The organism is Nonomuraea sp. NPDC050478, assembly GCF_044458265.1.
Lineage (GTDB): Bacteria > Actinomycetota > Actinomycetes > Streptosporangiales > Streptosporangiaceae > Nonomuraea > Nonomuraea ferruginea.
Window position 1 is genome coordinate 55,959 of sequence record NZ_JBITHT010000005.1, and the last position, 25,517, is coordinate 81,475.

Annotated in this window: 25 protein-coding genes and 2 pseudogenes; 8 read left to right on the top strand and 19 right to left on the bottom strand. The window is 70.6% G+C overall.

Features of this window, described 5'->3' with window-relative positions:
• Positions 1-3: 3 nt before the first annotated feature.
• On the bottom strand, positions 4-1,059 hold the full coding sequence (locus ACIBF7_RS25015; protein WP_397198298.1) for a VOC family protein: 1,056 nt from the start codon (positions 1,057-1,059) through the stop codon (positions 4-6).
• A 79-nt stretch (positions 1,060-1,138) separates the two neighbouring features.
• Here ACIBF7_RS25015 and ACIBF7_RS25020 point away from each other — a divergent pair, with 79 nt between their 5' ends.
• Positions 1,139-1,717: a TetR family transcriptional regulator gene (locus ACIBF7_RS25020; protein WP_397198299.1), complete on the top strand. Its 579-nt coding sequence runs from the start codon at positions 1,139-1,141 to the stop codon at positions 1,715-1,717.
• Between the two features lie 17 nt (positions 1,718-1,734).
• Here ACIBF7_RS25020 and ACIBF7_RS25025 read toward each other — a convergent pair whose 3' ends face one another.
• Complete coding sequence (locus tag ACIBF7_RS25025; RefSeq protein WP_261808790.1) at positions 1,735-2,289, bottom strand: DivIVA domain-containing protein; 555 nt, start codon at positions 2,287-2,289, stop codon at positions 1,735-1,737.
• Positions 2,290-2,372: 83 nt separating this feature from the next.
• Between ACIBF7_RS25025 and ACIBF7_RS25030 the strand changes: the two genes are divergently transcribed.
• Together ACIBF7_RS25030 and ACIBF7_RS25035 are read left to right on the top strand one after the other, a co-directional pair.
• Positions 2,373-3,275 (top strand): ATP-binding cassette domain-containing protein, encoded by a 903-nt coding sequence (locus ACIBF7_RS25030; protein WP_397198301.1) that lies wholly within the window; start codon positions 2,373-2,375, stop codon positions 3,273-3,275.
• On the top strand, positions 3,272-3,943 hold the full coding sequence (locus ACIBF7_RS25035) for a hypothetical protein (RefSeq protein ID WP_271274957.1): 672 nt from the start codon (positions 3,272-3,274) through the stop codon (positions 3,941-3,943). The genes ACIBF7_RS25030 and ACIBF7_RS25035 overlap by 4 nt, the downstream gene beginning before the upstream one ends.
• Position 3,944: 1 nt before the next feature.
• Here the strand turns inward: ACIBF7_RS25035 and rlmN are convergent, their stop codons facing one another.
• A complete protein-coding gene (rlmN, locus tag ACIBF7_RS25040) occupies positions 3,945-5,045 on the bottom strand; it encodes a 23S rRNA (adenine(2503)-C(2))-methyltransferase RlmN (RefSeq protein ID WP_271274956.1) in 1,101 nt (366 codons plus the stop codon).
• A 144-nt stretch (positions 5,046-5,189) separates the two neighbouring features.
• Here rlmN and ACIBF7_RS25045 point away from each other — a divergent pair, with 144 nt between their 5' ends.
• Positions 5,190-6,203: a suppressor of fused domain protein gene (locus tag ACIBF7_RS25045; protein WP_364226612.1), complete on the top strand. Its 1,014-nt coding sequence runs from the start codon at positions 5,190-5,192 to the stop codon at positions 6,201-6,203.
• On the opposite strand, the gene ACIBF7_RS25050 is transcribed toward ACIBF7_RS25045, so the two are convergent.
• The 6 genes from ACIBF7_RS25050 to ACIBF7_RS25075 all read right to left on the bottom strand — a co-directional run bounded on the left by ACIBF7_RS25050 (position 6,200) and on the right by ACIBF7_RS25075 (position 11,448).
• Positions 6,200-7,039 carry a phosphatidate cytidylyltransferase gene (locus tag ACIBF7_RS25050; protein WP_397198302.1) on the bottom strand — a complete coding sequence of 280 codons (840 nt, stop codon included), beginning with the start codon at positions 7,037-7,039 and terminating at the stop codon, positions 6,200-6,202. The genes ACIBF7_RS25045 and ACIBF7_RS25050 overlap by 4 nt on opposite strands.
• A gap of 97 nt (positions 7,040-7,136) precedes the next feature.
• Positions 7,137-7,694 (bottom strand): ribosome recycling factor, encoded by a 558-nt coding sequence (gene frr / locus ACIBF7_RS25055; protein ID WP_397198303.1) that lies wholly within the window; start codon positions 7,692-7,694, stop codon positions 7,137-7,139.
• 41 nt (positions 7,695-7,735) lie between these two features.
• Positions 7,736-8,434 (bottom strand): UMP kinase, encoded by a 699-nt coding sequence (gene pyrH, locus ACIBF7_RS25060; RefSeq protein ID WP_246640903.1) that lies wholly within the window; start codon positions 8,432-8,434, stop codon positions 7,736-7,738.
• Positions 8,435-8,559: 125 nt separating this feature from the next.
• On the bottom strand, positions 8,560-9,393 hold the full coding sequence (gene tsf, locus ACIBF7_RS25065; protein ID WP_148033763.1) for a translation elongation factor Ts: 834 nt from the start codon (positions 9,391-9,393) through the stop codon (positions 8,560-8,562).
• 287 nt (positions 9,394-9,680) lie between these two features.
• Positions 9,681-10,601: a 30S ribosomal protein S2 gene (gene rpsB, locus ACIBF7_RS25070; RefSeq protein ID WP_219549363.1), complete on the bottom strand. Its 921-nt coding sequence runs from the start codon at positions 10,599-10,601 to the stop codon at positions 9,681-9,683.
• Between the two features lie 214 nt (positions 10,602-10,815).
• Positions 10,816-11,448, bottom strand: coding sequence for an ArsR/SmtB family transcription factor (locus ACIBF7_RS25075; RefSeq protein ID WP_397198304.1), 633 nt, complete (start codon positions 11,446-11,448; stop codon positions 10,816-10,818).
• A gap of 103 nt (positions 11,449-11,551) precedes the next feature.
• Between ACIBF7_RS25075 and ACIBF7_RS25080 the strand changes: the two genes are divergently transcribed.
• Positions 11,552-12,868, top strand: a complete 1,317-nt coding sequence (locus tag ACIBF7_RS25080) for an MFS transporter (protein ID WP_271275853.1) — start codon at positions 11,552-11,554, stop codon at positions 12,866-12,868.
• Positions 12,869-13,286: 418 nt separating this feature from the next.
• The gene (locus tag ACIBF7_RS25085; protein WP_397198582.1) at positions 13,287-14,258 is read left to right on the top strand and encodes a peptidoglycan DD-metalloendopeptidase family protein; all 972 of its coding nucleotides are present in this window, start codon (positions 13,287-13,289) and stop codon (positions 14,256-14,258) included.
• A gap of 157 nt (positions 14,259-14,415) precedes the next feature.
• Here ACIBF7_RS25085 and ACIBF7_RS25090 read toward each other — a convergent pair whose 3' ends face one another.
• Positions 14,416-14,952, bottom strand: coding sequence for a PadR family transcriptional regulator (locus ACIBF7_RS25090; protein ID WP_397198305.1), 537 nt, complete (start codon positions 14,950-14,952; stop codon positions 14,416-14,418).
• 93 nt (positions 14,953-15,045) lie between these two features.
• Between ACIBF7_RS25090 and ACIBF7_RS25095 the strand changes: the two genes are divergently transcribed.
• Complete coding sequence (locus ACIBF7_RS25095) at positions 15,046-16,401, top strand: carotenoid oxygenase family protein (RefSeq protein ID WP_397198306.1); 1,356 nt, start codon at positions 15,046-15,048, stop codon at positions 16,399-16,401.
• A gap of 397 nt (positions 16,402-16,798) precedes the next feature.
• Here ACIBF7_RS25095 and vph read toward each other — a convergent pair whose 3' ends face one another.
• Positions 16,799-17,659, bottom strand: coding sequence for a viomycin phosphotransferase (gene vph / locus ACIBF7_RS25100; protein ID WP_397198307.1), 861 nt, complete (start codon positions 17,657-17,659; stop codon positions 16,799-16,801).
• 51 nt (positions 17,660-17,710) lie between these two features.
• Positions 17,711-17,896: pseudogene (locus ACIBF7_RS25105) on the bottom strand (IS630 family transposase); the annotation flags it as partial.
• Positions 17,897-18,162: 266 nt separating this feature from the next.
• Here ACIBF7_RS25105 and ACIBF7_RS25110 point away from each other — a divergent pair.
• Positions 18,163-18,651 (top strand): hypothetical protein, encoded by a 489-nt coding sequence (locus tag ACIBF7_RS25110; protein ID WP_397198308.1) that lies wholly within the window; start codon positions 18,163-18,165, stop codon positions 18,649-18,651.
• A gap of 7 nt (positions 18,652-18,658) precedes the next feature.
• Here ACIBF7_RS25110 and ACIBF7_RS25115 read toward each other — a convergent pair.
• The 7 genes and pseudogenes from ACIBF7_RS25115 to ACIBF7_RS25145 all read right to left on the bottom strand — a co-directional run.
• Positions 18,659-19,371 (bottom strand): annotated as a pseudogene (locus ACIBF7_RS25115) (IS5 family transposase); the annotation flags it as partial.
• A gap of 233 nt (positions 19,372-19,604) precedes the next feature.
• Positions 19,605-20,486 carry a tyrosine recombinase XerC gene (locus ACIBF7_RS25120; protein ID WP_397198309.1) on the bottom strand — a complete coding sequence of 294 codons (882 nt, stop codon included), beginning with the start codon at positions 20,484-20,486 and terminating at the stop codon, positions 19,605-19,607.
• A gap of 154 nt (positions 20,487-20,640) precedes the next feature.
• Entirely contained in the window at positions 20,641-20,859 is a 219-nt protein-coding gene (locus tag ACIBF7_RS25125; RefSeq protein WP_397198310.1) for a hypothetical protein, read from the bottom strand.
• 36 nt (positions 20,860-20,895) lie between these two features.
• The gene (gene dprA / locus ACIBF7_RS25130; protein WP_397198311.1) at positions 20,896-22,956 is read right to left on the bottom strand and encodes a DNA-processing protein DprA; all 2,061 of its coding nucleotides are present in this window, start codon (positions 22,954-22,956) and stop codon (positions 20,896-20,898) included.
• A 26-nt stretch (positions 22,957-22,982) separates the two neighbouring features.
• Positions 22,983-24,662, bottom strand: a complete 1,680-nt coding sequence (locus ACIBF7_RS25135) for a YifB family Mg chelatase-like AAA ATPase (RefSeq protein WP_397198312.1) — start codon at positions 24,660-24,662, stop codon at positions 22,983-22,985.
• On the bottom strand, positions 24,663-25,016 hold the full coding sequence (locus ACIBF7_RS25140) for a YraN family protein (protein WP_148033772.1): 354 nt from the start codon (positions 25,014-25,016) through the stop codon (positions 24,663-24,665).
• A 174-nt stretch (positions 25,017-25,190) separates the two neighbouring features.
• The gene (locus tag ACIBF7_RS25145; RefSeq protein ID WP_026215037.1) at positions 25,191-25,514 is read right to left on the bottom strand and encodes a DUF2469 domain-containing protein; all 324 of its coding nucleotides are present in this window, start codon (positions 25,512-25,514) and stop codon (positions 25,191-25,193) included.
• Between the last annotated feature and the right edge of the window lie 3 nt (positions 25,515-25,517).

A 25,517-nucleotide genomic window follows, 5' to 3' on the forward strand; every position in this document is an offset into this window, starting at 1 on the left:
TTCTCAGTCTTCTTGACGGAAGACGACCGCGACGCCCAGCGCGGCGTCGGCGGGCACGAACACCTCCCCGTGCCCGCGCCTGACCACGGGAACGCCGTTGCCACGCAGAAGCCTTTCGGTGGCGTCGAGGTCGCGCACGGACACCGCGTAGGCGACGAACCCGGGCAGCCCGGCCGGCCGCTCGCCCGGCAGCAGCCCATCCAGCGCCGACGCCCCCACAACCGTCACACCCGCCCGACGGAACCGCACCACCAGGCCACCCACCGCTCGGCCGAGGTCATCACGCGCCCCGCCGAGGTCACCCACCACTGGCCCGAGGTCGCCGCGCGTCCCGCCGTGGGCACCCGCCGTTTGCCTGAAGTCACCCCAGGGCCGGCCGAAGTAGGTGCTGTAGCGGTGTGTCAGGTCGGGGAGGGCCTGGTCGTCGACGCACAGGACGCATCCGATCAGCCCGGTCGCGCCGTTGGGGTGGGCGGGATGCCGGTCGGGAACGGCGACCGGCGCGTTCTGGGCGAAGCCGATGCGCCCCTCCGGCACGCGGCCCGGCAGGCCGGGGGCGGAGATCTCGACGTAGCGCGCGGGCTCCATCGTGATCCCCGCGGGGGTCTCGACGGGACGCTGGACGGCGTGGACTCCGCCGTGACCGACGCCGGCGGCGGTCAACCGCGCCGCGAGGCCGTCGATGTCGGAGGTGTCCGCGATCACGATGTGGACGCCCTGGAACCGGTCGAGGAAGGTCACGACGTTAGCGGCGGTGGCGCGGACGGCGGCCGCCAGTCCCGCCAGTTTGTCGTCGGGCACCCGCAGCGGGATCGGCCGGGCCGCTCCCGGCATCCGGCCGGCGTCGACGAGGGCCACGAGCTCGATGAAGTCACCGGGGAAGTACACGTGCGCGTTGGCCACGCCGACCGGCTCGGCCGCACCGCCGGACAGACCCTGGAGGACGGGGTAGGCGGGCGTCCCCACGGCGAAACCGAGCTGCCGGTATCTCTCCGTCGCCTCGCCCAGGTCCCGCACGATGTGGCCGACGTGGTGCAGGCCGTTGATGTCATCACCCATGGCGTCTCCCGGACGAACATGAAAGTAGCCTCTCAGTTGAGAGTAAACCATCATTTGCACGTACGGTAAGATTTTTCGCATGGCTGACGGCGGGCTGCGCGAGCGCAAGAAGGCGAAGACCCGGGAGGCGATCCTGCGAGAGGCGTTCCGGCTCTTCCGCGAGCGCGGCTACCACGCCACCACCGTCGAGCAGATCGCCGAGGCGGCCGAGATCTCCCCCGCCACCTTCTTCCGCTACTTCCCGTCGAAGGAGGACCTGGTCACGCTCGACCGGTTCCCGCCGCTCGTCGAGGCGCTGGCGGTCCAGCCGCCCGGCCAGCCGGTCCCTGTGCTGCGCGGCGCGTTACGCGCGGCGTTCGCCGCCCTGTCCGAAGAGGAGATCGCCGCCGGTCACGCCCGGGAGGTGTTCGCGGCCACCGTGCCCGAACTGGTGGTGGCCAACCTGCGCAGGAGCCCGGGGCTGATCCGCGAGGTCTGCGCGGCCGTGGCCGACCGGGCCGGCCGCGCCGCCGACGACCCCGGGGTCCGCAACGCCGTCGGCGCCGTCTTCGGGGTGGTGGCGATGGTGTGGACGCAGTGGGCGCACACCCCCGCCATGGACGGTCCCGAAGAGATCGACAGGGCGCTGGCCCACCTGGAGTCGGGGCTGCGTCTGTGAACGCCTGACGCGTACGGTCAGGCGCGCTGCTCCAGCACGTCGGCGATGCCCGCCAGGAACGCGTCGACGTCGGCGATCAGGTAGCCGGGCCGCAGCACGACGGTGCCGAACTTCACCTCGCGCACCTCCTTCGCCGTCACCGGATACTGGGTGGTGCCGCGCAGCGTGGCCACGATCCGGTCGAGGAAGGCGTCGACCTCGTCCTCGTGATAGCCGGTGGCCATGCGGGCCGACCGGAACATCACCTTCTCCACGCGGGCCGCCTGGCTCTCGAACCACTCCTCGCGCAGCAGCTCGCCCGTGGGTTCGGCGAGGGCCAGCCGCACCGGCCGCTGGGTCATGGTCTCCAGCGCCACCACGAACGCCTCCAGCGCGAAGTCGACCGCCGTCTCCTGGTAGCCGCGGCGCCGGGAGCGGAAGGTGGCCGCGCGCACCTCGTCGGCGGTCACGGGCTCGGCGTCGAGTGAGCCTCTGCCCAGCGTGGCCTCGATCCGCTCGATCAGAGCGTCGACCTCGGCGGGGTCATAGCCTGAACGCATACCCATGACGCGCGGAAAGCGGTTCAAGCCCACTCCTTCTGGGTCCTGACGGGGGGTCGCCCTCTGGGGTCCTTTTATCCCGGCCCTGCGGGCCGGTGTCTATGGTAAAGACCACCATGCGCCTGACCGACGTGTCTTTCCGCTATCGAAGACGTGATCCATCCGTCATCCGTGAGGCCGACGCCGAGCTGGCCCCCGGCGACGTGGTCGAGCTCACCGGGGCCAACGGCGCGGGCAAGTCCACGCTGCTGCGCCTGCTCGCCGGGCTGCTCAGGCCCACCGGCGGCGCCATCACCGGCCGCCCGGCCGCCGTCGGGCTGGCCCCCGACCGGTTCCCCGGCGAGCAGCCGTTCACCGTGTCCGGCTACCTCGACCACATGGCGCGCGTGTGCGGCGGGCGGTGGCGTCCGTGGGCGGAGCGGCTGAACATGGAGCAGTTGCTGGGCGTGCGGCTGCGCGAGCTGTCCAAGGGCAGCGCGCACAAGGTCGGTCTGGCACAGGCGCTGATGGCGGAGCCGGGGCTGCTGCTCCTCGACGAACCGTTCGCCGGGCTGGACTCCGGCACCCGCGACGAACTCCCGCCCATCGTGGCCGAACTGTCGGCGCGCGGCGCCATCGTGGTGACCGCCGACCACCAGGGCGGCCTGCGCGACCTCCCGTCTCTGCGCCACTGGACGATCACGGACGGACGCCTCGTGGAGACGACCCCGGCACGCACCCCCGTACTCGCGGGAAAGCTCGCCGGAACCACCCCTCAAGGACCCGCCGAAGACGCCGTCGGGGGCATCGCCGGAGAACCCGCGGTCACGCCCGACACGACCGCGACGACTGTCGGTAGTCCCGCCGGTGAGGCCGGCGGAAGGGCCGTAGGAGGTTCTGCTGATGTCGGAGTGGGTGTGCACGGAGGTGGGGTCGCTGTGGAGGTGACCGTGCCGGTCGGGGATCTGGGGGCCTTTCTGGAGCGGATGCGCGGTGAGGGATACCCTGCCCGCCCGGTGAGGGGGGAAGAGTCCCGGTGATCGCTCTGAGCGCGTTCCGGCTGGCCGCCTACGTCCGGTCGCACCGGGTCCATCAGGCGCTGCTGGCGTTGCTGGCCGCGCTGGCCGTCGTCTACGCCACCCGGGCGCCGGCGGGCCACGAGGCGGCCGTCCTGGCGGACTCGGCCGTGCTGATCCTCCCGCTCCTGGCCTGGGCCGCCCGGAGCCTGCTCGACACCGAGCCGGACCGGCAGCGGGAGATGTCCGCGGCCCTGGCGGGCGGCCGCGGCAGGGAGCTGGCGGCCGGGCTGCTGGCCGCGCTGACCGCGTGCGCCGCGTTCGCCGCCCTGGCCCTGGTCTGGGGAGTGCTGCTCGGGATGAGCGCCACGCCCCCGGGGCCGGTGCTGGCCGCCGGGATCGTGCTGCACGCGCTGAGCGCGCTGGCGGGCCTCACGCTCGGGGCGCTCACCAGCCGCGCCCTGCTGCCGTCACCGGCGTTGTCGATCATGGCGCTGGTGTCCGGGTTCGTCGCGATGCTGCTCATCAGCGCGTCGCCGCTGCACTGGCTCACGGTCCCGCTCACGGTGTGGATGCGCGCCGCGAGCGCCGAACGGCTGGTCGCCCAGCTCCCCGAGCTGGCCGCCGTCTCGCTGGTCTGGTGTCTGCTCGGCCTGGCGGCGTACGCGTGGCTCCGCCGTACCAGGCCGTAGATCACTCGGCGGCGGCGAGCTGGCCGCAGGCGCCGTCGATCTCGCGCCCGCGGGTGTCGCGGACCGTCACCGGCACGCCGTGGAGCTCCAGCCGCCTGACGAACGCGCGCTCGTCCTCCGGCCGGGACGCCGTCCACTTCGAGCCGGGGGTCGGGTTGAGCGGGATCAGGTTGACGTGCACGAGTTTGTTCTTGACCAGCTTGCCGAGCAGGTCGGCCCGCCACTCCTGGTCGTTGATGTCCTTGATCAGCGCGTACTCGATGGACACCCGCCGCTTCGTCTTCGCCGCGTACGCCCAGGCGGCGTCGAGCACCTCGGCCACCTTCCACCGGGTGTTGATCGGCACCAGCGTGTCGCGCAGCTCGTCGTCGGGGGCGTGCAGCGACAGCGCGAGCGTGACCGGCAGGCCCTCGTCGGCGAGCTTGCCGATCGCGGGCACCAGCCCGACCGTGGAGACGGTGACGCCGCGGGCGGAGATGCCCAGCCCGTGGGGGGCGGGCTCGACCAGGCGGCGGACCGCCTGGATCACCTGCTTGTAGTTGGCCAGCGGCTCGCCCATGCCCATGAACACCACGTTGTTCACCCGGCCGGGGCCGCCCGGCACCTCGCCCGCCGCGAGCGCGCGGGCGCCCGCGACCACCTGCTCGACGATCTCGGCGGTGGACATGTTGCGGGTCAGCCCGGCCTGGCCGGTGGCGCAGAACGGGCAGTTCATGCCGCAGCCGGCCTGCGACGACACGCACATCGTCACGCGGTCGGGGTAGCGCATCAGCACCGACTCGACCAGCGCGCCGTCGAACAGCCGCCACAGCGTCTTGCGGGTCGTGCCGCGGTCGGTGGTCTGCTCGCGTACCGAGGTGAGCAGCGGCGGCAGCAGCGCCGACAGCTTGTCGCGGGAGGCCGCGGGCAGGTCGGTCATCGCCTGCACGTCGGTGGTCAGCCGCTCGAAGTAGTGGCGGGAGAGCTGGTCGGCGCGGAACGCCTTCTCCCCCAGCTCGGTGACGGCCGCGCGGCGGTCGGCCATGGACAGGTCCGCGAGGTGGCGAGCCGGCTTGGCCCTGCGCGGGGCGACGAAGGTGAGCTGGCCTGGCTGCTGGGACACGATCCTGCCTCTGCTTGTCACGGGGATTGCCGACCAGGGTAGTGAACGCTTGCCCGGCGGGGCGAATTCCATGGCCGTCACCCGGCGCTCCCGATCGGGGTAAGGCTCGCACGAGAGCGACTCGCGGATCTACAGTTTCCCCGTATGGCGATTTTCCGGTCTGCGTCGGGCGAGGGGCACACCGAGGTCGTCCTCACCGCCGGCAACCCGTACGGGAGCCGGACGCTCGTGGTCGAGCGCGACGAGGACGCCTCGGTCGCCTACCTGTGCTCTCCTGACGGCACCGTGCACGGCGCCTGCTGGCTGGCCAACCATCGGGCCGCCCCCGACGTGGTCGACCTGGCGCGGATCAACGCGGGCCTGCCTCCGCTGATGCCGCGGGCCAACACCCTCCACCCCGGGGGGCGCCGGCCGCTGGGCCAGCTCACCCCGCTCTGGTTCGAGGAGGGTGACGGGGTGGCGCTGTACGAGGAGGACGATCTGCTGGCGGTCATCCCGGGCTGGGCCGACATGCATCGGGGCATGCCGGGTTACGCCCGGGACGCGGTGGGCGAGTCGCCGTTCGCGTGGGCGCTGTCGGAGGCGCTCGAAGGGCTGAGCCCGCGCATCGCCAACGCCGGGTCCTACTGGCGCTGGCGTTACTCCGAGGGGTCGTGGCCGTCGTTCCAGCAGTTCGTGATGGGCCATCTGGACCGGGTGCTGGGCCCGTCGGGCCGCTACTGGGACGCCGCCGGTGACCGGTTGCCGACCGTCGGCATCACCGAGCGCCCGGCTCACGGCGACCGGGTGTTCAGCGTGCTGTCGACGGTGGGGATGAGCTGCCAGCGGATGCCGACGGTGGAGCAGTGGATCGACCAGCCCGGCGCGTACGCCAGGATCGAGCTGGCGGTGGCCACCCGGGCGAACCCGCGCGACGCGGCGCTGCTGCTGGTGTGGCTGGCGCAGTATCCGTGGCACTCGGTTACCTGGCTCGGCCACGGCCACACCGCCAAGTGGTATCACGAGCCGGAGACGTTCCCGCTGGGGCCGCAGTACTCCGGGGTGCTCATGCAGGCCGACCCCCCTGACATGCCGGATATGTCGGGGTTTGCATTTGGCGGGGAGGCCGTACGGTGGCTCTGGCTCACCCCGATCACCGCCGAGGCCCTGACCGGCTAGACGAAGAGCGAGAGCAGCAGCCAGACCGGCACCAGCGTGGCCACCAGCGAGTCGAGCCGGTCCATCAGCCCGCCGTGGCCGGGCAGGATCGAGCCCAGGTCCTTGATGCCGAGATCCCGCTTGATCATCGACTCGATCAGGTCGCCCATGGTGGCCAGCGCCGCGGCCAGCGCGCCGAGCAGCGCGCCCTGCCACCACTCGCCGCCGAGCAACCACGTCACCAGCCACGCGCCCACGACCGTGCAGGCCAGGACCGAACCGGCGAAGCCCTCCCAGGTCTTCTTCGGGCTGATCACCGACATCGGATGCCTGCCGAACAGCACCCCCGCGGCGTAACCGCCGGTGTCGCTGGCCACCGTGACCGCGATGAAGACCACCACCCGGTGGCTGCCGTCGTCAGGCGCCAGGAGCAGTGCCACGAACCCCGCCAGCAACGCCGGGTAGAACAGGATGAACACCGACGCCGTCGCGTCGCGCACGTAGCCGTCGGTGCCGTCGGCGAACATCCGCCACACCAGCAGCGCCAGCGCGAACACCACGAACGTGCCGAGCAGCCAGACCCCGCCGCCCCAGTAGGCGGCGGCCTGCATCGCGGCCAGCCCGGCCAGGACCGGCGCGGCCGGCACCCGGATGCCGCGGGTGGCGAACGCCCGCACCAGCTCCACCACGCCGACGCCGACCGCCGCGGTGACCACTACCAGGAAGAGCTCTTTGACGGTGTAGAGGGAGATCAGGACCAGGGCGGCGAGTCCGAGGCCGACACCGATCGCGGCGGGGAGATTGCGGCCGGTGCGGCTGCCGCCGCTCGGGCTGGGGCCGGCCGTGCGTTCTTCCAAGACTTCTCCATAGGCCACGGCCCTCGCCGTCAGGCGAGGGCCGTAGATGCGCTACCTGCGGCGGTCCGCTGACCGCGGTCCGCCGGCAGCGGGCCGCTCAGACTTCGAGCAGCTCGGCTTCCTTGTGCTTCAGCAGCTCGTCAACCTTGGCGACGTGCTTCTGGGTGAGGTCGTCGAGCTCCTTCTCGGCCCGCCTGACCTCGTCCTCGCCCGCGTCGCCATCCTTGATCATCTTGTCGAGCGTCTCCTTGGCGGAGCGCCGGATGTTGCGGATGGACACCTTGGCGTGCTCGCCCTTGTTCCTGGCGACCTTGATGTATTCCTTGCGACGCTCCTCCGACAGCTCGGGGAAGGTCACGCGGATCACCTGGCCGTCGTCGGTCGGGTTGACGCCGAGGTCGGAGTCGCGGATGGCCCTCTCGATCGCGGGCATCGAGCTCTTGTCGTACGGCTGGATGAGCACCATGCGAGCCTCGGGCACATGGAACGACGCCAGCTGCTGGATCGGCGTCGGCGTGCCGTAGTACTCGGCGGTGATCTTGTTGAACATCGAGGGGGTGATCCGGCCCGTCCGGATGGTCGCGAAGTCCTCCTTCGCGACCGAGACGGCCTTGTCCATCTTGTCCTCGGCTTCGAGGAGGGTTTCGTCGATCACAGCGGCTCCCTGTCTTCTAGCTGGCGGTGTCGGGCTCACACCTATTTGCCTGCGGGACTCACCAGCGTGCCGATCTTCTCACCGCGGACCGCTCGCAGGATGTTGCCCTCGCCCATCAGGTCGAAGACCACGATCGGCAGGTCGTTGTCCTTGCACAGGCTGATCGCGGTGGCGTCCATGACCGCGAGGTCACGGAGAAGCACCTCTCCGTAGTCCAGTTGGTCGAACCGCACCGCGTCGGGATTCTTCCGTGGATCGGAGTCGTAGATGCCGTCGACCTGGGTGCCCTTGAGCAACGCCTCCGCGCCGATCTCCAGAGCCCGCTGGGAGGCGGCGGTGTCGGTGGAGAAGTAGGGCGAGCCGAGCCCCGCGCCGAAGATGACCACACGCCCCTTCTCCAGGTGGCGGATGGCGCGGCGCGGCAGGAACGGCTCGGCGACCTGCTGCATGGTGATCGCGGTCTGCACCCGCGTCTCGACGCCGCGCCTCTCCAGGAAGTCCTGCAGGGCCAGGCAGTTGATGACGGTGCCCAGCATGCCCATGTAGTCGGCCCTGGCGCGGTCGATGCCGCCCTCGGACAGGGTGGCGCCGCGGAACATGTTGCCCCCGCCGACCACGATCGCCACCTGGACGCCCTCGCGCACCGCCTCGGTGATCGAGTCGGCCAGGTGGTCGACGACCACGGGGTCGATCCCCAGGGGCTCGCCGCCGGCGAACGCCTCACCGGACAGCTTCAGCATCACCCGCTTCCAGCGGAGCTGGCTTCGGGGCGGAGCAGCCGCCGTCGTGGCTGGCTCCTGATTGTCCTGCACGGCGGCGGCCTCCCTCTCTCGGCGGTTCTTCGGACTGGACGACTCGCTCCAGCCTATGCCTGGCCGACCTTGAAGCGGACGAAGGCCTGGACCTGAACGCCGTTCTCCTCGGCGTACTTGCCCACGGACTTCTTGTTGTCCTTGACGAAGGCCTGCTCCAGCAGCGTGAAGTCCTTGTACCAGCCCTTGACGCGACCGTCGACGATCTTGCCGATGGCGGCCTCGGGCTTGCCCTCCTCGCGGGTCATCTCCTCGAAGAGCTTGCGCTCCTTGTCGACGACGTCGGCGGGGACGGAGTCGGGCTTGAGGTACTGCGGGGCCATGGCGGCGGCGTGCTGCGCGATGTCCTTGGCCACCTCGGCGTTCGGCTTGTCGAGCTGGACGAGCACGCCGACGGCCGGCGGCAGCGCCGGGTCGGTCTTGTGCATGTAGGCGCCGACGTAGCCGCCCTCGATCACGGCGAAGCGGCGGACCTCGATCTTCTCGCCGAGCGTGGCGTTGGCGGCGTCGAGGTGCTCCTTGACGGTCTGGCCGTCGAAGGAGGACTCCAGCAGCGACGCCACGTCGGCCGGCCGGGTGGCCAGGACGTGCGCCACCACCTGGGCCGCGAGCTCCTGGAAGCGGTCGCCCTTGGCCACGAAGTCGGTCTCGCAGTTGAGCTCCAGCAGCGCCGCGACGGAGTCGCCGTCCTGCTTGAGCGCGACCAGGCCGTTGGAGGCGGTGCGCGCCTCGCGCTTGCCGACGTCCTTGGCGCCCTTGAGGCGGAGCAGCTCGATGGCGCGGTCGAAGTCGCCCTCGGCCTCCTCCAGAGCCTTCTTGCAGTCCATCATGCCGGCGGCGGTGATCTCGCGAAGCCGCTTGACGTCGGCCATGTTCACGGAAGCCATTGCTTTTCCTTGTGAGATGTCGGTGGATGTCGTCGTGCGTCGAGCGGGCGCCGCCGCTCGGCTGTCGTCACGGCACCGCGTGCCGCGCAGAAGCCGGTACGCGTCCCGTGCCCGTCATTTCGGACCCGGAACGTCCTGCTCGCCTGCCCCCTGACCAGCCCCGGCACCGGTCCGTCCGCGAACCCCCCGGGCCGATCAGCCCGAGAGGGACCGTCCGCCGCTCACCGCCCGTGCCCGGGAAACGGGCACGGGCGGCGGCGGGTGGATCCGGGTGCGGCGCGGGCAGGTCAGGCCTGCTGCTCGCCCTCGGGCTTGGCCTCGGCCTCGACGGCCGGCGCCTCGGCCTCGGCCTCGGCGGCGGGAGCCTCCTCAGCGGGAGCGGCCGGAGCGGCCGCCTCGGCGGTCTCCTGCGGCTGGGCCTCGCCCTGCTCGCCACCACCCTGCTCGATGAGCTCGCGCTCCCACTCGGCCAGCGGCTCGGCGGCGGCCGGCTTCTCGTCGCCGCGGGAGGCGCCCGAGCGGGCCATGAGCCCGGCGGCCACGCCGTCGGCGACCACGCGGGTCAGCAGGCCGACGGCGCGGATGGCGTCGTCGTTGCCCGGGATCGGGTAGTCGACCTCGTCGGGGTCGCAGTTGGTGTCGAGGATCGCGACCACGGGGATGCCGAGCTTCTTGGCCTCGCTGATCGCGATGTGCTCCTTCTTGGTGTCGACGACCCACACCGCGCTGGGCACGCGGCCCATGTCGCGGATGCCGCCGAGCGTGCGCTCCAGCTTGTCCTTCTCACGCCGGCGCATGAGGAGCTCCTTCTTGGTGAGCCCCGAGGCGGCGACGTTGTCGAAGTCGAGCTCCTCGAGCTCCTTCAGGCGCTGAAGCCTCTTGTGCACGGTGGAGAAGTTGGTGAGCATGCCACCGAGCCAGCGCTGGTTGACATACGGCATGCCGACCCGGGCGGCCTGCTCGGCGATGGCCTCCTGGGCCTGCTTCTTCGTGCCGATGAACAGGATCGTGCCGCCGTGGGCGACGGTCTCCTTGACGAAGTCGAAGGCGCGGTCGATGTAGGACAGCGACTTCTGCAGGTCGATGATGTAGATGCCGTTGCGCTCGGTGAAGATGAAGCGCTTCATCTTCGGGTTCCAGCGGCGGGTCTGGTGTCCGAAGTGAACGCCGCTCTCAAGCAGCTGTCGCATGGTGACGACGGGGGCCATGAGCTGGTCCTCCAGGTTGGGCGCCCTGCCGGGGCCGGGCGCGTTCTCGGTTGTGTCGCGGTGACCGGTCGGCACCGCCCTGATGCCCCGAACCGCTCCAGCCGGGCAGAACCCGGACCGATGGCGCGATCCTTGGCGAGGCATGCGAAGTCGGCCTGGGTCCCAGGCCACCGAAAAGTCTACCTCCCGCGCCGCACCCGCCTGACCGATCAGGTCAACGCGGCCCGTCCGGACCCGGCGCCGCCCTGTCGTGGTCTTCGGTGGGCAGGCCAGGGACCGGCCTGCTGGAGCGTACGAACAGGTTGATCTGGGCCTCGGCGATCCGCGCGCCTTCCGGCGCGTCCTCCTGGCTCCGGATGCTCGCCACGTACGGCTCCAGCAGTTTGCCGATCTCCCCGGCCAGGCGCGCCATCTCGGCGGCGTCGAGCCTGAGCGTCGTACGGGAGAAGAGGGTGGCGTCGCGCCACTCCTCGGGCTCCTGCTCGACGGCGCTCAGCGCCCGCTCCACCTCGTCGTGGGCGTCACGGCGGAGCGCGCGGATCAGGACGTTCTTGGCCTCGCGGACGTCCGGCCGGTCTTCGGGCACTACGCCGACCTGCAGGGCCGTGCCGATCGACCGCCACAGGCGCTCCCGGCCGTCGCCGCGCGGCGGCGCGTCCTCGACGAAGCCGTACTTGGCCAGCATCCGCAGGTGGTAGCTGGCGGCGCTGGGCGTGATGCCGGCGCTCTCGGCCACCTCGGTCGCGGTGGCGCTGCCCTCTGTGCGGAGCCGGCTCAGGATCGCCAGCCTGGCCGGATGAGCCAGGGCCCGCATCGCCTTCGGGTCGCTGAGCCCTTCCGTGTCCATGCGCCCAAGGTACCGCGATCAGATCTGAAAGATTGCCTTCAGAACTCTGAAGGATTACTTTCATAGTCCTAAAGGGTTTCTTTCACATCTTGGAGTTCGACGCATGAACCCGTCCGTACCGCTGCGCCGGCAGCGCGACTACCGGCTGCTCTGGTCGGCGCGCACCATCTCGATCACCGGCTCGGAGGTCTCCAAGCTCGCCGTGCCGCTGACCGCGATCACCCTGCTGGCCGCCTCGCCCTTCCAGATGGGCGTGCTGACGGCCGCCGCATCGGTGCCCGCCCTGCTGTTCGGCCTGCACTCGGGCGCGATCGCCGACCGCCTGCGCCGCCACCGGCCGCTCATGATCGGTTGTGAGCTGGTGTCCTGCGCCGCCGCCCTCACCGTGCCGCTGGCGTGGTTCCTCGGGGTGCTCACGATCCCGTGGCTGATCGCCGTCGCCCTCGTGATCGGCACGGCGGCGGTGCTCTTCAGGTCCGCCAACTTCCCGTACGTGGCCGCGCTCGTCCCTCCTGACCAGAGGACCGCCGCGATGGCCGGGTTCAACGCCTCCTACTCGGTGGCGTCCGTGGCCGGGCCCGGGCTGGCGGGCGTGCTGGTGCAGGTGCTGACCGCGCCGCTGGCCGTGCTGGTCGAAGGCATCTCCTTCCTGGTGTCGGCGCTGCTCCTGCGGACGATCAGGACGCCCGAGAACCGGCAGCCCGCCCCCTCGCGCGGCCTGTGGCGTGACGTGGTCGCGGGCCTGCGGGTGAGCGTGACCCAGCCTGTGCTCCGCGCCCTGCTGGGGGCCGGGGTGACGATCAACTTCTTCGCGATGGCGTACGTGGCCGTGTCGATGCTGTACATGCTGCACACCCTCGGAATCCCGAAGGGCCTGATCGGCCTGCTCACCGCGCTCGGCGGCGTCGGGGGTCTCCTGGGCGCCTGGGCGGTCACCCGCCTGGCCGAACGGTACGGCGAGAACAAGGTGCTGCTGGGTTCGGTGCTGTTCTTCCCTCTGGAGATCCTGGCCGTCGGCCTGCTGGACGGGCCGCTGTGGTGGAAGGTCACCGTGCTCGCCCTGACCGGGACGGCGACGGGCGGCATCGTGGTGGCGTTCGCCTCGTGCATGAGCGGGATCATCCTGCGCGACACGGCCGAGGAACTGCGCGGCAGGGTCAACGCGACCATGACCTTCGCCGTCCAGGGCGTGATGGCGCTGGGCGGGCTCGCGGGCGGGGCCCTGGCCGAGGTGCTCGGCCTGCGTCCGGTGATCCTGGTGTGCGCGGTCGGGATCGCGACCGCCATCCTCTGGATCTGGGCCTCTCCCCTCCGCTCCCCGTCCTCGCGCCCCCCGTCCTACCGGCAGCCCGACTCCGTGCCGTTGAACTCTTCAACGCACCAGGAACGCCAGGTCACCAAGCGCCAGCCCCTGGTCTAGAGGCCTGCCGTCCGTCCATGAGGTTCGTCAGAGGACGGGCCGTGCCGGGCGAGACATATCAAGGACGGACCGTCATGGGCGAGAGAGGACGTCAAAGACGACCGTCCTAGGCGTACAGGAGGTCAAGGAAGGACCGTCTTAGGCAAGACAGGAGGTTCATCAAGGACGGACCGTTCTGAGGCAAGACAGAACTCCCTTCCACGTACGGCGCCCCTCCTCGTCCACAGCCCTGCCACCGTCCGCCCGCCCTTATCCACAGAACCGCGTTCGCCCCAGGACCGCCGCCCCGCTGAGCCGCACACTCACGTGCATGCCTCCCCGCATCGCCCTGGCCATCCCCCTCCTGGTTGTCGCCCTTTCCGCCGCCGCACCCCTTGTCTCGGCGAACGCCGACCCACACGTACCCGCCGCAGCGTCCATGCCCCGCGGCGCCCGCCCTCCCCTCCCCGCACCCATCCGCGCCGAGACCCTCCTCGCACCACCGCCCGCGGCGACCCGTACCGCGCGTCCCCTCACCGAACCATCCGCAACCCACCGCAGCGGGATCCCGTTCCGCACACCATCCGCGGCCCGTGGCACCGGGTCGCTGTTCGCCGCACCTGCTGGCAACGCCTGGCGATGGCCCCTGGACGGCACTCCCGAGATCCTGCGCCGTTTCTCCCCGCCGCCGGCCCGTTGGCTGGCCGGTCACAGAGGCGTCGACCTCGCTGCACCACCTGCCGCCCCGGTCCTCGCCGCGGGTGCAGGCTCGGTCGGCTTCGCGGGCTCAGTAGCAGGCCGAGGCGTCGTCACCGTCAACCACGCGGGCGGCTTGCGCACTACGTACCTCCCTGTGACCCCGGCAGTCCGCCCGGGCGACCCGGTGTCAGCAGGCGATCTCCTGGGCACCCTCGCCCCGGCCCCGCCGCACTGCCCGGAGTCCTGCCTCCACTGGGGGCTCCGCGACGGCCTGACGTACCTCGATCCCCTCCTCCTGCTGACCGGTACCCGCATCCGCCTCCTGCCCTATTGGGAGTCCGAGCCCGCCACCGCGACCTCGGCCCGACTGCCACCACCCGCCACCGCGACCTCGGCCCAACTCCCGCCACAGGTCACCGCGATCTCAGCCCAGGTGCCGACACCGGCCGCCACCTCGTCAGCTCTGCCCACCGGGTCCCCGAACCGGCTCCCGGCCTTCCTCCCCCGATCCGCCGCCACCCCGCCACCAGGCCCCCTCGCCCTGACGGCCCTCGCCGCCCTCCTCCTGCTCGGCCTCGTCCTCCGCCTGCTCCGTACAAGAGCCCGCAGGCGCCGATCACGGGGGAAGCACGCAGTCCGCCCTCCGGCCACCAGAGGCCAGCACAGAAAAGAGCCGGATCGCCCAGCCCCGGCAGCGAAGGGCGACAACTGAGCGAACAGGCGATGACCATGGCAACCCTCACCCAACAGCCACCATCACCCGGGACCCGCACGTGATCGCAGACAGACAGACCCCGCAGGCCACCAACAGGCCCTGGCCATCTTCATCACCGACCAAATGATCGCCGGCGAGAGTCACCCCGAGGCTTTCATCCCCCGCAGTCAACCTTGTCGAGCTCGCCGAGAGCCCAGACGGCCCAGTCCCGGGAGGCCTCGTACTGGCGCAGGCCATAGCCGGCGGCAAGCCAGCCGAGCTCCAGACGCCCCTCCGGGGAGATCGGCGTCTCGCCGGACACGATCTCCCTGAGCGGGGCGAGCTCCTCCTCACACCGCGCGGCCACCTCATGAAGGATCTTCCGGGCGTCGCCGGGATCGAGCGCGGACAGCAGGAAGAGCCTGAGCACCCCCTCGTTGCGCACCGTGCTGCCCTCCCACGGTTGGCGCAGCCACGCACGCAGCTCCTCGAGTCCAGCGGCGGTGAGGGTGTGGACGCGGCGGCCCCGCGCGCCTTCCTCGGCACGTTCGACCAGGCCTTCGTCGACGAGACGGGCCAGCTCTGGATAGATCCGGTTGTGACCGGCCTGCCAGGCGTACCGGCCGAGGTCGCCCTCGAACGCCTTCGCCAGTTCGTACCCGCTCGCCGGCTGCTCCGCCAGCAGGCCGAGCAGTGCGTATCGCAGCGCCATGCCGCCGACCTTATCACTCCAATTGGACATGTCAGCATTGACATGTCCAATTGGATACGTGAAGACTGGTGAGCAGCATCGAGAGGAACCCACATGCCACAGACACCCGCCCACATGACCGGCCACCTGGCCCCGGTCCCGGATGAGATCGACGCCGCGGACCTGCCCGTGACCGGCACGCTGCCGCCCGAGCTCAACGGCCGCTACATCCGCAACGGCCCCAACCCGCTGCCGGGAGAGCCGTCCGACCATTGGTTCCTCGGACACGGCATGCTGCACGGCGTACGGCTGCGCGACGGCCGCGCCGAGTGGTACCGCAACCGGTGGGTCCGCACGGCGTATCTCGCCGGCCGACCGGAGCTCAGGCCGGACGGCACCCCCGACCTGTCCATCTCGGCCGCGAACACGCACGTCATCGGCCACGCGGGCCGCATCCTCGCGCTGGAGGAGGGCGGCCTGCCGTACGAGGTCACGCCGGAGCTCGACACGGTCGGCGCGCACGACTTCGGCGGGCGGCTCACCACCGCCATGACCGCGCACCCGAAGCAGGACCCCGCGACGGGCGAACTGCACTTCTTCGGGTACGGCATGGTCCCGCCCTACCTGACCTACCACCGGCTCGACGCGTCAGGCGAGCTCGTGCACAGTCGTGAGATCACCGTCCCCGGGGGCACGATGATGCACGACTTCGCCATCACCGAGCACCATGTGGTCTGGCTCGACCTTCCGCTCACCTTCCGGCCGGAACTGGTCGGCAAGACCATGCCCTACCAGTGGGACGACGGATACGGCGCCCGCCTCGGCGTCATGCGCCACGACCGGCCCGACGCCCCGGTGCGCTGGTTCGACGTCGATCCCTGCTACGTCTTCCACGTCGGCGACGCTCACGAGGACGCGTCGGGCCGTATCGTCCTCAACGCCGTCCGCTACGCCCGCGCCGACTTCACCGCCCTTTGGAGCACCCCCGACATCACGGACGACCCGGCGGGGCCCGCCGCCGCTGCCGCCGCCTCCTCCGCCTCGGCCCTGCTGCACCGCTGGACGCTCGACCCGGTGACCGGCGTGGCCAAGGAGGAGACGCTCGACGACCGCTCGGTGGAGTTCCCGACACTCGACGACGAACGGGTCGGCCGGGGCGCGCGCTATCTCTACGCCGTCGCCGGCCCCGAGATCGTCAAGTACGACCTGTCGGGCGGCGAGGTCACCGCCCACGCCCTGCCCGAGTGGACGAGCACCGGCGAGGCGGTCTTCGTGCCCGCGACCTCCGGGCCCCGCCGTGAGGACGACGGCTGGCTGATCACCATCACCACCACCCTCGACGGGAGCGCGTCCCGACTCCTCGTGCTCGACGCCTCCGACGTCGCCGCAGGACCGGTGGCGACCGTCCACCTGCCACGCGGCGTGCCGACTGGCTTCCACGGCACCTGGTTCCCGGACGAGCCGTCCTAGGACCCCACGTCCAAGCCCGCCACGAGGTGTGCGATCGGCCCCAGGCCCTCGGGCCGATCGCAGACATCCTCCCGTCCCGGAAGGACCGGGATCCCACGGACGCCCGCGAGGGCTCCCCTTTCACAACCGGTCGCCCGTGAAGGCTCCCCCTTCACAACCGGTCGCCCGTGAAGGCTCCCCCTTCACAACCGGTCGCCCGTGAAGGCTCCCCCTTCACAACCGGTCGCCCGTGAAGATTCCTCCTTCACAGCTAGTGCTGTGACCGGAAACGATCACCGGGTTATTGCAGGCATGAGCTCCTTTGCAGAGGCTCGTCCGCGTCTTCGGGGATCGGGTGCTGTCCGTCAACACCAGTGAGGGGAGTAGACGACGATCACGGTGGCGCCGGGGGACGGATTCAGCGGTAGCCGATCAGGCCGTCCGCCAGTTGTTCTTCGTCGCCGTCCCGGTGCGCGGATAGAGCCTGCTGCAGGGCGAAGGTTGTGCGAATGATGGCGATGCGGGTGGCCATCGTGCTGTCCGTCCAGCCGCCCAGCGTCAGTACCCGATTCAAGAAATGCGTGCCGTAGCCGGCCTCAACGGCCGCAAGGTCCTCCGCGGGATCACCGATCGTGACCTCATCCCAATCGATCACCCCGCTGAGCACGGGCAATCCGTCATGGCACTCCCATAGGACGTTCTCGGCACCGAGATCACCGTGGACCACCGCATCGGTGATGTGGTGAAGGCCGTCGAGCGCCGCGAGCTCTCGCTCGGCTCGTCGACGCCCGCCATCGGACATGAGCCCGAACAGTTCGGCGCGGACGTCGGCTGCGAACTGCCGCCATCGATCCTGTGGTGCCGGCAGGGCCGCTCGCACGTTCTCCTCAGTGCCGATCCTGGCCAACTCGGTAAGCAGCGTGACGTACTGCGCCGCCGCGGCCTCGGCTACCGGGGGGTCTTTGAGTGCTTCGACCTCCAGCGGGGCTCCGGGAACGCGGCTGAGGACCAGGAACTGCGGCTGGTCTGTGCCCTGAGTGTTGCTCTCCGGCAGTGGCCGAGGCGTGCGGAAGCCGAGATCGAATCCGGCAAGCAGGCGCAAGACAGCGGCCCTGCGCGGCAGCCGGGTGGCCGCAGCCTCGGTGCGAGGCAGGCACACGACACGGTCTGCGCCGATCACTACCTGGTGGAATTGTCCTTGGCGGACGGTGAGATCCTCCGGTTTGACCGCCGGCAGTAGTCGGCTCAGCAGCGCGTGATTCGTCTGCAGGATCTGCATGAGGTGCGAACTGTCCTTTCCTTCAGCGTGGCGAGAGTACCGGGCGGGTGGTCACGCGGCGGATGCCAGCGTTCGGCCACCCCCGCGGATGCCTTTCTCGCCGCGGATACGGGCGCGTTCGCGTGGTTGCGCGGCCAGCACGTCGGGATGACGAGCGTGAGCGTTGCGCCAGCGCAGGTAGGCGTGCAGTGCGCGGGTCCGCACGGTGTGGTTGGGATGGTCGCAGTTGGCCAGGGTTGGTTCTGATCGCTGGTTCAGTGTCTTGGTTGTCGCCACCGAACCAGCACACCACCGAACCGTGCGTTGTCGTGCCGCGTTTCAACGGCGGCCCGCTTAGAGGTCCTAACGGAATGAGTCTTGACCGGCTGTGCATCCATACTTCGATGCCGATCGAGATGTCTGGAGCCTAGGTTCCGTTCCTAAGCCGTTGTCGGTTTGCGCCGGGTCGGGGTCAGTGAGTGTGTCCCGTCCGGCCGTGAGACGCGTTGAGCTGGAGGCCGTAGATGTCCGATGAGATTCCGACCACTGATGATCGTGAACCGGCGCTGGTCGTGTCGTTGATGATCGACCACGTACTCGACCTGGCAGCGACGTGGACAACGTGGGACGGTCACCCGGTGCGCGCCGGTGATCGGATCTACACCCCGCACAAGGCAATCCGCCGAGTCGCCGATCACCTCATCGATCATCTCGCCGAGGTGGACGCACGGCTGGCTGGCAACCCCACGATTCCTGATCGCTGGCATGCGTCAGCGAGCACAACTCCTGGCGATCTGGCGCCCTTCACTGACCAGGACCTGGACGAGGCCAAGAGCCGGCTCACCCGGCTCAGCCAGATCTGGACCAACCGATTGAGCGCGCTCACCCTAGACCAGCTCGACCGATCGCCCGGCGCGGGCTGGACATTCCGACAGATAGCGTTCCACCTGGCAGGCTCGGCGTACTACGGCGACGCCGTGGGGGACCTATCGGCGGTTGGATCCGATCGCTGACTTGTTATCAACTGCTCGTGAGCCGTCGCCAGCAGATGATCGCAGCGGCGAGGGTCATGAAGGCTTCGTGGATGTCGTCGCGGATCGCCCAGCGGATGCGCAGGCGGCGGAACCAGTGCAGCAGGGCGATCGTCTGCTCGATTACCCAACGATGTGCACCCAGGCCGGAGCCGTGCCCGGTACCCCGGCGGGCGATGACCGGCTTGACGCCTGTGGCCCACCACATCCGGCGGTACTTGTCATGGTCGTAGCCCCGGTCGGCGTACAACGCCTTCGGGCGTTGACGTGACCGGCCGCGCCGGCCACGTATCGGCGGGATCGACCGGAGCAGCGGCATGACCTGGGTGACGTCGTTGCGGTTGCCGCCGGTCAGGCTGAGGGCGAGCGGGATGCCGTTGCCGTCGGCGATGACGTGGTGCTTGGAGCCCGGCTTGGCACGGTCGACCGGGCTCGGACCCGTTTCGGGCCACCCTTCAGCGCCCGGATGTGGGAGCTGTCGATCACCGCCTTGGACCAGTCCAGCTTGCCCACGGTATGCAGTTCAGCCAGCAGGAGTTCGTGCAGCTTCTGCCACACCCCGGCCTGATGCCAGTCCCGCGGTCTCCGCCAGCAGGTCATCCCCGAACCGAAGCCCAGCTCTTGAGGCAGGAACTCCCAGGGATACCTGTAGAGCACGAACAAGATGCCCGACAGGACCCTCCGGTCATCCAGGCGCTTGCGGCACCTGCCGCGCAGAGGTCCGCTTCCTCCCTCACATGAAGACGGCGTTTTCAAAGAGAACTGATGAAGATCTCCGGTAGGCGGTCGGTCAAGACGAACCACCTGCCGAGGACTTCCCATCGGCAAACACCAGTACTCAAAACCAGAGCCGGCACCTGTGACACAAGCGGCGACGCGAACGCTCGGGGGCAGGAACCAGAGCGGAGACCGCGTGGCGGTGCGGTGCCCGGTAGTCAGGCTCGGGGGTGGGCCTGGTTGTAGGCGCGGCGGAGGCGGTCGATCGAGACGTGCGTGTAGACCTGGGTGCTGCTGAGCGAGGCGTGACCGAGGAGTTCCTGGACGCTGCGCAGGTCGGCCCCGCCCTCGAGCAGGTGGGTCGCGGCGCTGTGCCGCAGCCCGTGCGGCCCCATCTCAGGAGCGCCTTCCACCTGCCGCACCCGGGCGTGGACCACCCGCCTGACCGTGCCCGCGTCGATGCGCCCGCCGCGCACCCCCAGGAAAAGCGCCGGACCGCTCCCCTCACACATCAGCAAGGGCCTGCCGTGCACGCACCACCTGTCCAGCGCCTGCAGCGCCGGAGCGCCGAACGGCACCGCCCGCTCCTTGCGCCCCTTGCCCAGCACCCGCACGACCCGGCGATCCCGGTCCACGTCGTCGACGTCCAGCCCGCACAGCTCACTCACCCGGATCCCCGTCGCGTACAGCAACTCCAGCATGGCCTGATCGCGCAGATCCTTCGGCTCCCCGGTGGGTGACGTGTCGAGCGCCTGGCGCGCCTGTTCCTGATCGAGTACGGCGGGCAGCGCGCGTGGAGCCTTGGCCGTGCCCAGTAGCAGTCCGGGATCGTCGGGGAGCCACCCGCGCCGATGGCAGAAGGCGGTGAACGTCCGCAGGCACGCCGTCCGCCGGGCGAGCGTGGCGCGGGCCTTGCCCTCGTCATGTTGCGTCGCCAGCCATCCCCGCAGCGCGCTCACGTCCAGGCCGTCGATCGTGCCGCCGAGGTGTTCGAGCAGCGAGGTCACGTCACCGGCATAGGCCCGGACCGTATGCGGCGAGAGGTCCCGCTCGAACCGCAGGTACGACTCGAACTCACCGATCACGTCGTTGACGTCCACAGCGCCTCCACCGTCAGCCACCCCTCAATCTTTCCCCATGGCGATTACTCCCCTCCTTCCGAAGAGAGCGCTTCTCGCTCGATCGCTCCCGTGATGTCGCGAACGCAAACCCTGAGACCTGGTGTTGACCCCTGGCCGACTGGCCCAGCCGGGCTCACCGCCCTGCGCCGTTCAACGACAGTTCGATCCCACGCATCGTCGGCACGCCGCCGGCTCCCGCATTCCAGCGATCTCCCAGTCCTTCGTCGATAGGGAAAACCCCAGCGACCGCCTGCTCGGCGGCGCAGTGGTCATCGAGTCGCCTCAGGCGGTGCCGGCCGTCGCAGGAGTCGATGCTGTGGCCGTCGCAGGAGGCGACACCGAAGGCGAACATGAGCAGCGATCCTGATCCCCGCGTGACCGCGTGCGCTCATTCGCGAGCCGGTCGTGGTCGCGGGATCAGGCCTCCGGGATCAGCGCACTCCTCCGACGAAGCGGAAGGTCCGGCCAACGCACTCGGACAGGCAAGCGTCTCCGGAACAGCGCCTGCGATCTCTTCCGGGCATACCGAGGACTCCGACCGCGAACCCCGATCCAGAAGCCCACCCACCCAATCGGAGGATTCCGACGCCCCGCCCACAGCCGCCCCCAGACCAACCGAGGACGCGCACCCCCCGGCCGAGGGCTGTCCCGCCCAGTCCGGCGACGCCGGAGCCTGCACAGGACACTCCCCCACACGGACCGACGCCCCAGCCCCAAACTCCGCCGAACCGACCGGCAATGCCGAAGCACGGGAGGGAGCCCTACCCATATGCGCTGACGACGAGGCCCCAGCCGGAAACGCCCCCGAGCTGACCGGCGTCGCGGAGGCATGCACAAGACACTCCTCCGCACGGGCAGACGCCCCAGTCCCAGGCTCCGCCGAGCTGACCGGCGAAGCCGAAGCCCGCACAGGACACTCCCCCGCACGGGCAGACGCCCCAGTCCCAGGCTCCGCCGAACTGACCGGCGTCGCGGAACCCTGCACAAGAGACTCCTTCGCGTGAACCGATGTCCCAGCCGCGGATTTCCCCGTACTGACGGGTGATCCCGGACCGTGAAAGGAAGGTCCCTCCGTGGGAGCCGATGGAGCCGGAGCGCCTGCCGCGGCCGAGCGGGACGACGGCTCCGATCCCGCCGGTTCCGTCGGCACGCCGCAGGGATCAGGCATGGACGGCACCACCTCCGGGAGCTCTTCGGGTACGCCGGAGTTGCTCGCCGAGGACGCTTCCCTGGGCGGATTCGGTACGACGGCGAGGTCGTCGGCGGCGGGCGCCGGGGTGGACCGCGGAAGGGCAGGCTCGGCCTTCGGGTAGATCGGTGAGACCGGGCGGCGGGCGCGCCAGCCGCCGGCGGTGCGTTCGATGTAGCCGGTGGCCGCCAGGGAGCCCAGAGCGCTGAGGGCCGTGTTGAGGTCCACGCCGGCGGTCACGGCGATGGTGGCGGGGCCCGCGCTGATCCTGGCCGGGACGGCGTCCAGGACGCGCTTGGTCTGCTCCGGCAGAGAGTCCCGGGGAAGGGCGGGGGCCCGCAACGCGGGGGCGAGGTCGTCGCCCATGACGCCGACGAGTTCGATCATCTCCTCCGGGGTCGTCACGCAGACGGCCTTGCGTTCGCGCAGGAGACGGTGGCAGCCGTCGGACAGGGCGGAGGTGATGGGGCCGGGGACAGCGCCGAGATGCCGGTCGAGCGTGAGGGCGTGGCCGGCCGTGTTGAGCGCGCCGCTGCGCAGGGCTGCCTCCACGACCAGGGTGCCCCTGGACAGGGCGGCGATCACGCGGTTTCTGATCAGGAAGCGGGACCGGGTCGGCCGGACGCCCGGCGGGCATTCGCTGACCAGCACGCCCCGGTCGCGGGCTCCGGCGAACAGGGAGCGGTGTTCCGCCGGGTAGCAGTAGTCGACGCCGCAGGCCAGGACCACCACCGTGGGGCCTCCGGCGGCCAGCGCTCCCCTGTGGGCGGCGCCGTCGACGCCGAAGGCGCCGCCGGACACCACAGTCCATCCAGCCTCGCTCAGCCCGATGCCGAACTGGGCGGCGACGTGGACGCCGTAGGAGGTGGCGGCTCGCGCGCCGACCACCGCGACCGAACGCAGGCAGGAGAAGCGCAGGTCGGCCGTGCCATGGAGCCAGAGGCCGAGCGGGCGGCCGGAGCCGAGCGCGTCCAGCTGGGTGGGCCATTCGGCGTCGCCGGGGATGACGAGCCTGGCGCCTGCCCGCTCGCCCGCCTCCAGGTCGGCCGCGGGGTCGCAGGCCGCCAGGCGGGCGTGCCAGCTCTGGAAGCGGCCGGCCAGCTCTTCGGCGAGGGCGAACCCGGGTGGCGCGGCTCTCTCCCGTACGGCTTGGAGCGCTTGGACGGCGCCCAGGTGGGACACGAGGGCGCCCATGACGGTGTCGCCGGCGTCGGCGGCGCGCATGAGGGCGGCTCTCGCCTCGTGATCGGGGGTGCTCATGGTGATCCTCCGGTGGCGGATGGCTGTCATGGATTGAGGCCGAGCCAGAGGGCCAGCGCGGCCGAGGTCTCGTCCTCGTCGGGGCGGGGCTTGCCCGCCAGGTCAGCGAGCGTCCAGGCGACGCGGACGACACGGTCGAGGCCGCGGGCGCTCAGGGAGCCGGAGTCGAGGCAGCTCGTCATGGGCTTCATGGCGGCATCTGACGGCCGGAACCGGGAGTGCAGGGCCGCGGAGGGGACTTCGGCGTTGGTCCGCCATGGCGTGCCGGTGAGGCGTTCGGCGGCGCGGGCGCGGGCCGCGAGAACGCGCCCTGCCACGGTCTCGCTGGTCTCGACGAACTGCCGGTCGGCCATCAGCTCGCGTCTGGACGAGCGCGCCACGGTGACCTTCATGTCGACGCGGTCGAGGAGCGGGCCGGAGAGCCTGCTCAGGTAGCGGCGCCGGGTGGTGGGCGAGCACTGGCACTCTCCGCCCTTGTCCTGCGGTTGGGCGCACGGGCAGGGGTTGGCCGCCAGCACGAGGATGAAACGCGCGGGAAAGGTGACGGAGCCGATCGACCTGGACACGGTCACCTGCCCGGACTCCAGCGGCTGCCGCAACGAGTCGAGCACGTGGGAGGGAAACTCGGGCGCTTCGTCCATGAACAGGATGCCCCGGTGCGCCAGGGAGACCGCGCCGGGACGGACGACCGAGCTGCCGCCGCCGACGATCGCCGCCGCCGTGGCGGTGTGGTGCGGGCTGATGTACGGCGGACGGAAGACCATGGGGCTGTTGGGCGGGAGCGCGCCGGCGACGGAGTGGATGGCCGTGACCTCCAGGGCGTGATCGAGCTCCAGGTCGGGGAGCAGCGTGGGCAGGCGCTCGGCCAGGAGGGTCTTGCCGGTGCCGGGCGGGCCGAGCATCCACAGGTTGTGGTTGCCCGCGGCGCAGACCTCCAGGGCGCGCCTGGCCATGGGCTGGCCGACCACGTCGGACAGGTCGACGTGCGGCTGGACGGGCGGGGACGGCCGCGAGTGCCCGGACGCCCCGAAGCGGTCGGGCGTCCCGGCCGGCGTCAGGGGGTGGCCGTGCGCCCCGAAGCGGTCGGACGTTGCGGCCGACGTCGGAGGGTGGGCGGGCGCCCCGAAGCGATCGGGCGTCCCGCCCGGCGTCGGAGGGTGGGCGGGCGTCTCGATCGACGACGGGAAGTCGTCCGCGCGGAGCCACTCCACGAGGCGGCGCAGGTCGGGCACCGGGATCACCCGCACGCCCGGGACCAGGGCGGCCTCCGCGGCGTTGGCCGCCGGGACCACGACGGTGATGTCGTCGCCCTCCTTGGCCGCGCTCAGCACGGACGGGAGCACGCCGCGCACCGGGCGGAGGCGTCCGTCGAGGCCGAGCTCGCCGAGGAAGAACGGGCCCGCGATGCGGCTCGCCGGGACCACCCCGGCGGCGCCGAGGATGGCCACCGCTATGGACAGGTCGAACTGGCTGCCGCGCTTGGGGACGCTGGCGGGGAACAGGCTGACCGTGATGCGGGCGTCGGGCCACGGGAAATGACTGTTGACCATGGCCGAGCGGACCCGCTCTCTGGCCTCGCTCAGCGCCGCGTCGGGCAGCCCGATGAGGTGGATGCCCGCCAGGCCGTTGCCGACGTCGGCCTCCACCTCCACCGAGCTGCCCGTGACGCCGACCAGGGCGACGCTGCGGGTGCGTGCGACCGCCATCTACGACGCCCCCCGCACGTGGCGCAGGGAGTAGTCGCCCGCGAAGCGGTCCAGGGCGATCACGTCGATCCTGACCGTGGCGTACGTGCGCGACTCCGCGGCCAGCCACTTGGCGGCGAGTGCGCGCAGGCGGGCCAGCTTGGCGGGGCGCACGGACTCCAGCGCCGTGCCGTGCGACATGCTCGATCGGGTCTTGACCTCGACCACCACGAGGGTGGGGCCGTCCTCGGCGATGATGTCGATCTCGCCGTGGCGGCAGCGCCAGTTGCGCTCGATGATGGTCATGCCCTCGGCACGCAGGTAGTCGGCGGCGAGTTGCTCGCCGTGCCTGCCGAGTTCGTTCTTCGCGGCCATGTGTGCCACCTCCGGGCACTGACCTTCGCGCACGGGGGCCGCCGCGTCCGGCCCCGAACGTGGCTCTGGGGACAGCGGGGGCGAGCGCGGGCACCCTGTGGACAACCCAGAAGACCCGCACATACGACGAAGGGGCGCGAACAGCTCGCGCCCCTTCGTCAACCTGTCACGCCGCTAACCGGAGAAGCCCTCCTTGGGCATCTCCAGGTCGGCCTTGGCCAGCTCTTCGACGTTGACATCCTTGAACGTGACCACACGGACGTTCTTCACGAACCGCGCGGGCCGGTACATGTCCCACACCCACGCGTCCTGCATCTTCACGTCGAAGAACACATCACCGTTCTCCGCCGTGCGTACGTCCAGGTCGACCGAGTTCGTCAGGTAGAACCGCCGCTCCGTTTCCACCACGTAGGTAAACAATCCGACGACATCGCGGTATTCGCGGTAAAGCTGCAGCTCCATCTCGGTCTCGTACTTTTCGAGATCCTCTGCGCTCATCGC

Bases quoted from the DNA above. Each gene is read 5' to 3' on its own strand.
- ACIBF7_RS25090 (WP_397198305.1), bottom strand. From the start codon at position 14,952: ATGGCGCTGCGATACGCACTGCTCGGCCTGCTGGCGGAGCAGCCGGCG.
- ACIBF7_RS25030 (WP_397198301.1), top strand. From the start codon at position 2,373: ATGCGCCTGACCGACGTGTCTTTCCGCTATCGAAGACGTGATCCATCC.
- ACIBF7_RS25020 (WP_397198299.1), top strand. From the start codon at position 1,139: ATGGCTGACGGCGGGCTGCGCGAGCGCAAGAAGGCGAAGACCCGGGAG.
- ACIBF7_RS25135 (WP_397198312.1), bottom strand. From the start codon at position 24,662: ATGGCGGTCGCACGCACCCGCAGCGTCGCCCTGGTCGGCGTCACGGGC.
- ACIBF7_RS25085 (WP_397198582.1), top strand. From the start codon at position 13,287: ATGCCCCGCGGCGCCCGCCCTCCCCTCCCCGCACCCATCCGCGCCGAG.
- ACIBF7_RS25110 (WP_397198308.1), top strand. From the start codon at position 18,163: ATGTCCGATGAGATTCCGACCACTGATGATCGTGAACCGGCGCTGGTC.
- tsf (WP_148033763.1), bottom strand. From the start codon at position 9,393: ATGGCTTCCGTGAACATGGCCGACGTCAAGCGGCTTCGCGAGATCACC.
- ACIBF7_RS25140 (WP_148033772.1), bottom strand. From the start codon at position 25,016: ATGGCCGCGAAGAACGAACTCGGCAGGCACGGCGAGCAACTCGCCGCC.
- ACIBF7_RS25145 (WP_026215037.1), bottom strand. From the start codon at position 25,514: ATGAGCGCAGAGGATCTCGAAAAGTACGAGACCGAGATGGAGCTGCAG.
- dprA (WP_397198311.1), bottom strand. From the start codon at position 22,956: ATGAGCACCCCCGATCACGAGGCGAGAGCCGCCCTCATGCGCGCCGCC.
- rpsB (WP_219549363.1), bottom strand. From the start codon at position 10,601: ATGGCCCCCGTCGTCACCATGCGACAGCTGCTTGAGAGCGGCGTTCAC.
- pyrH (WP_246640903.1), bottom strand. From the start codon at position 8,434: ATGCTGAAGCTGTCCGGTGAGGCGTTCGCCGGCGGCGAGCCCCTGGGG.
- ACIBF7_RS25045 (WP_364226612.1), top strand. From the start codon at position 5,190: ATGGCGATTTTCCGGTCTGCGTCGGGCGAGGGGCACACCGAGGTCGTC.
- ACIBF7_RS25095 (WP_397198306.1), top strand. From the start codon at position 15,046: ATGCCACAGACACCCGCCCACATGACCGGCCACCTGGCCCCGGTCCCG.
- ACIBF7_RS25080 (WP_271275853.1), top strand. From the start codon at position 11,552: ATGAACCCGTCCGTACCGCTGCGCCGGCAGCGCGACTACCGGCTGCTC.
- ACIBF7_RS25125 (WP_397198310.1), bottom strand. From the start codon at position 20,859: ATGTTCGCCTTCGGTGTCGCCTCCTGCGACGGCCACAGCATCGACTCC.
- ACIBF7_RS25015 (WP_397198298.1), bottom strand. From the start codon at position 1,059: ATGGGTGATGACATCAACGGCCTGCACCACGTCGGCCACATCGTGCGG.
- ACIBF7_RS25075 (WP_397198304.1), bottom strand. From the start codon at position 11,448: ATGGACACGGAAGGGCTCAGCGACCCGAAGGCGATGCGGGCCCTGGCT.
- vph (WP_397198307.1), bottom strand. From the start codon at position 17,659: ATGCAGATCCTGCAGACGAATCACGCGCTGCTGAGCCGACTACTGCCG.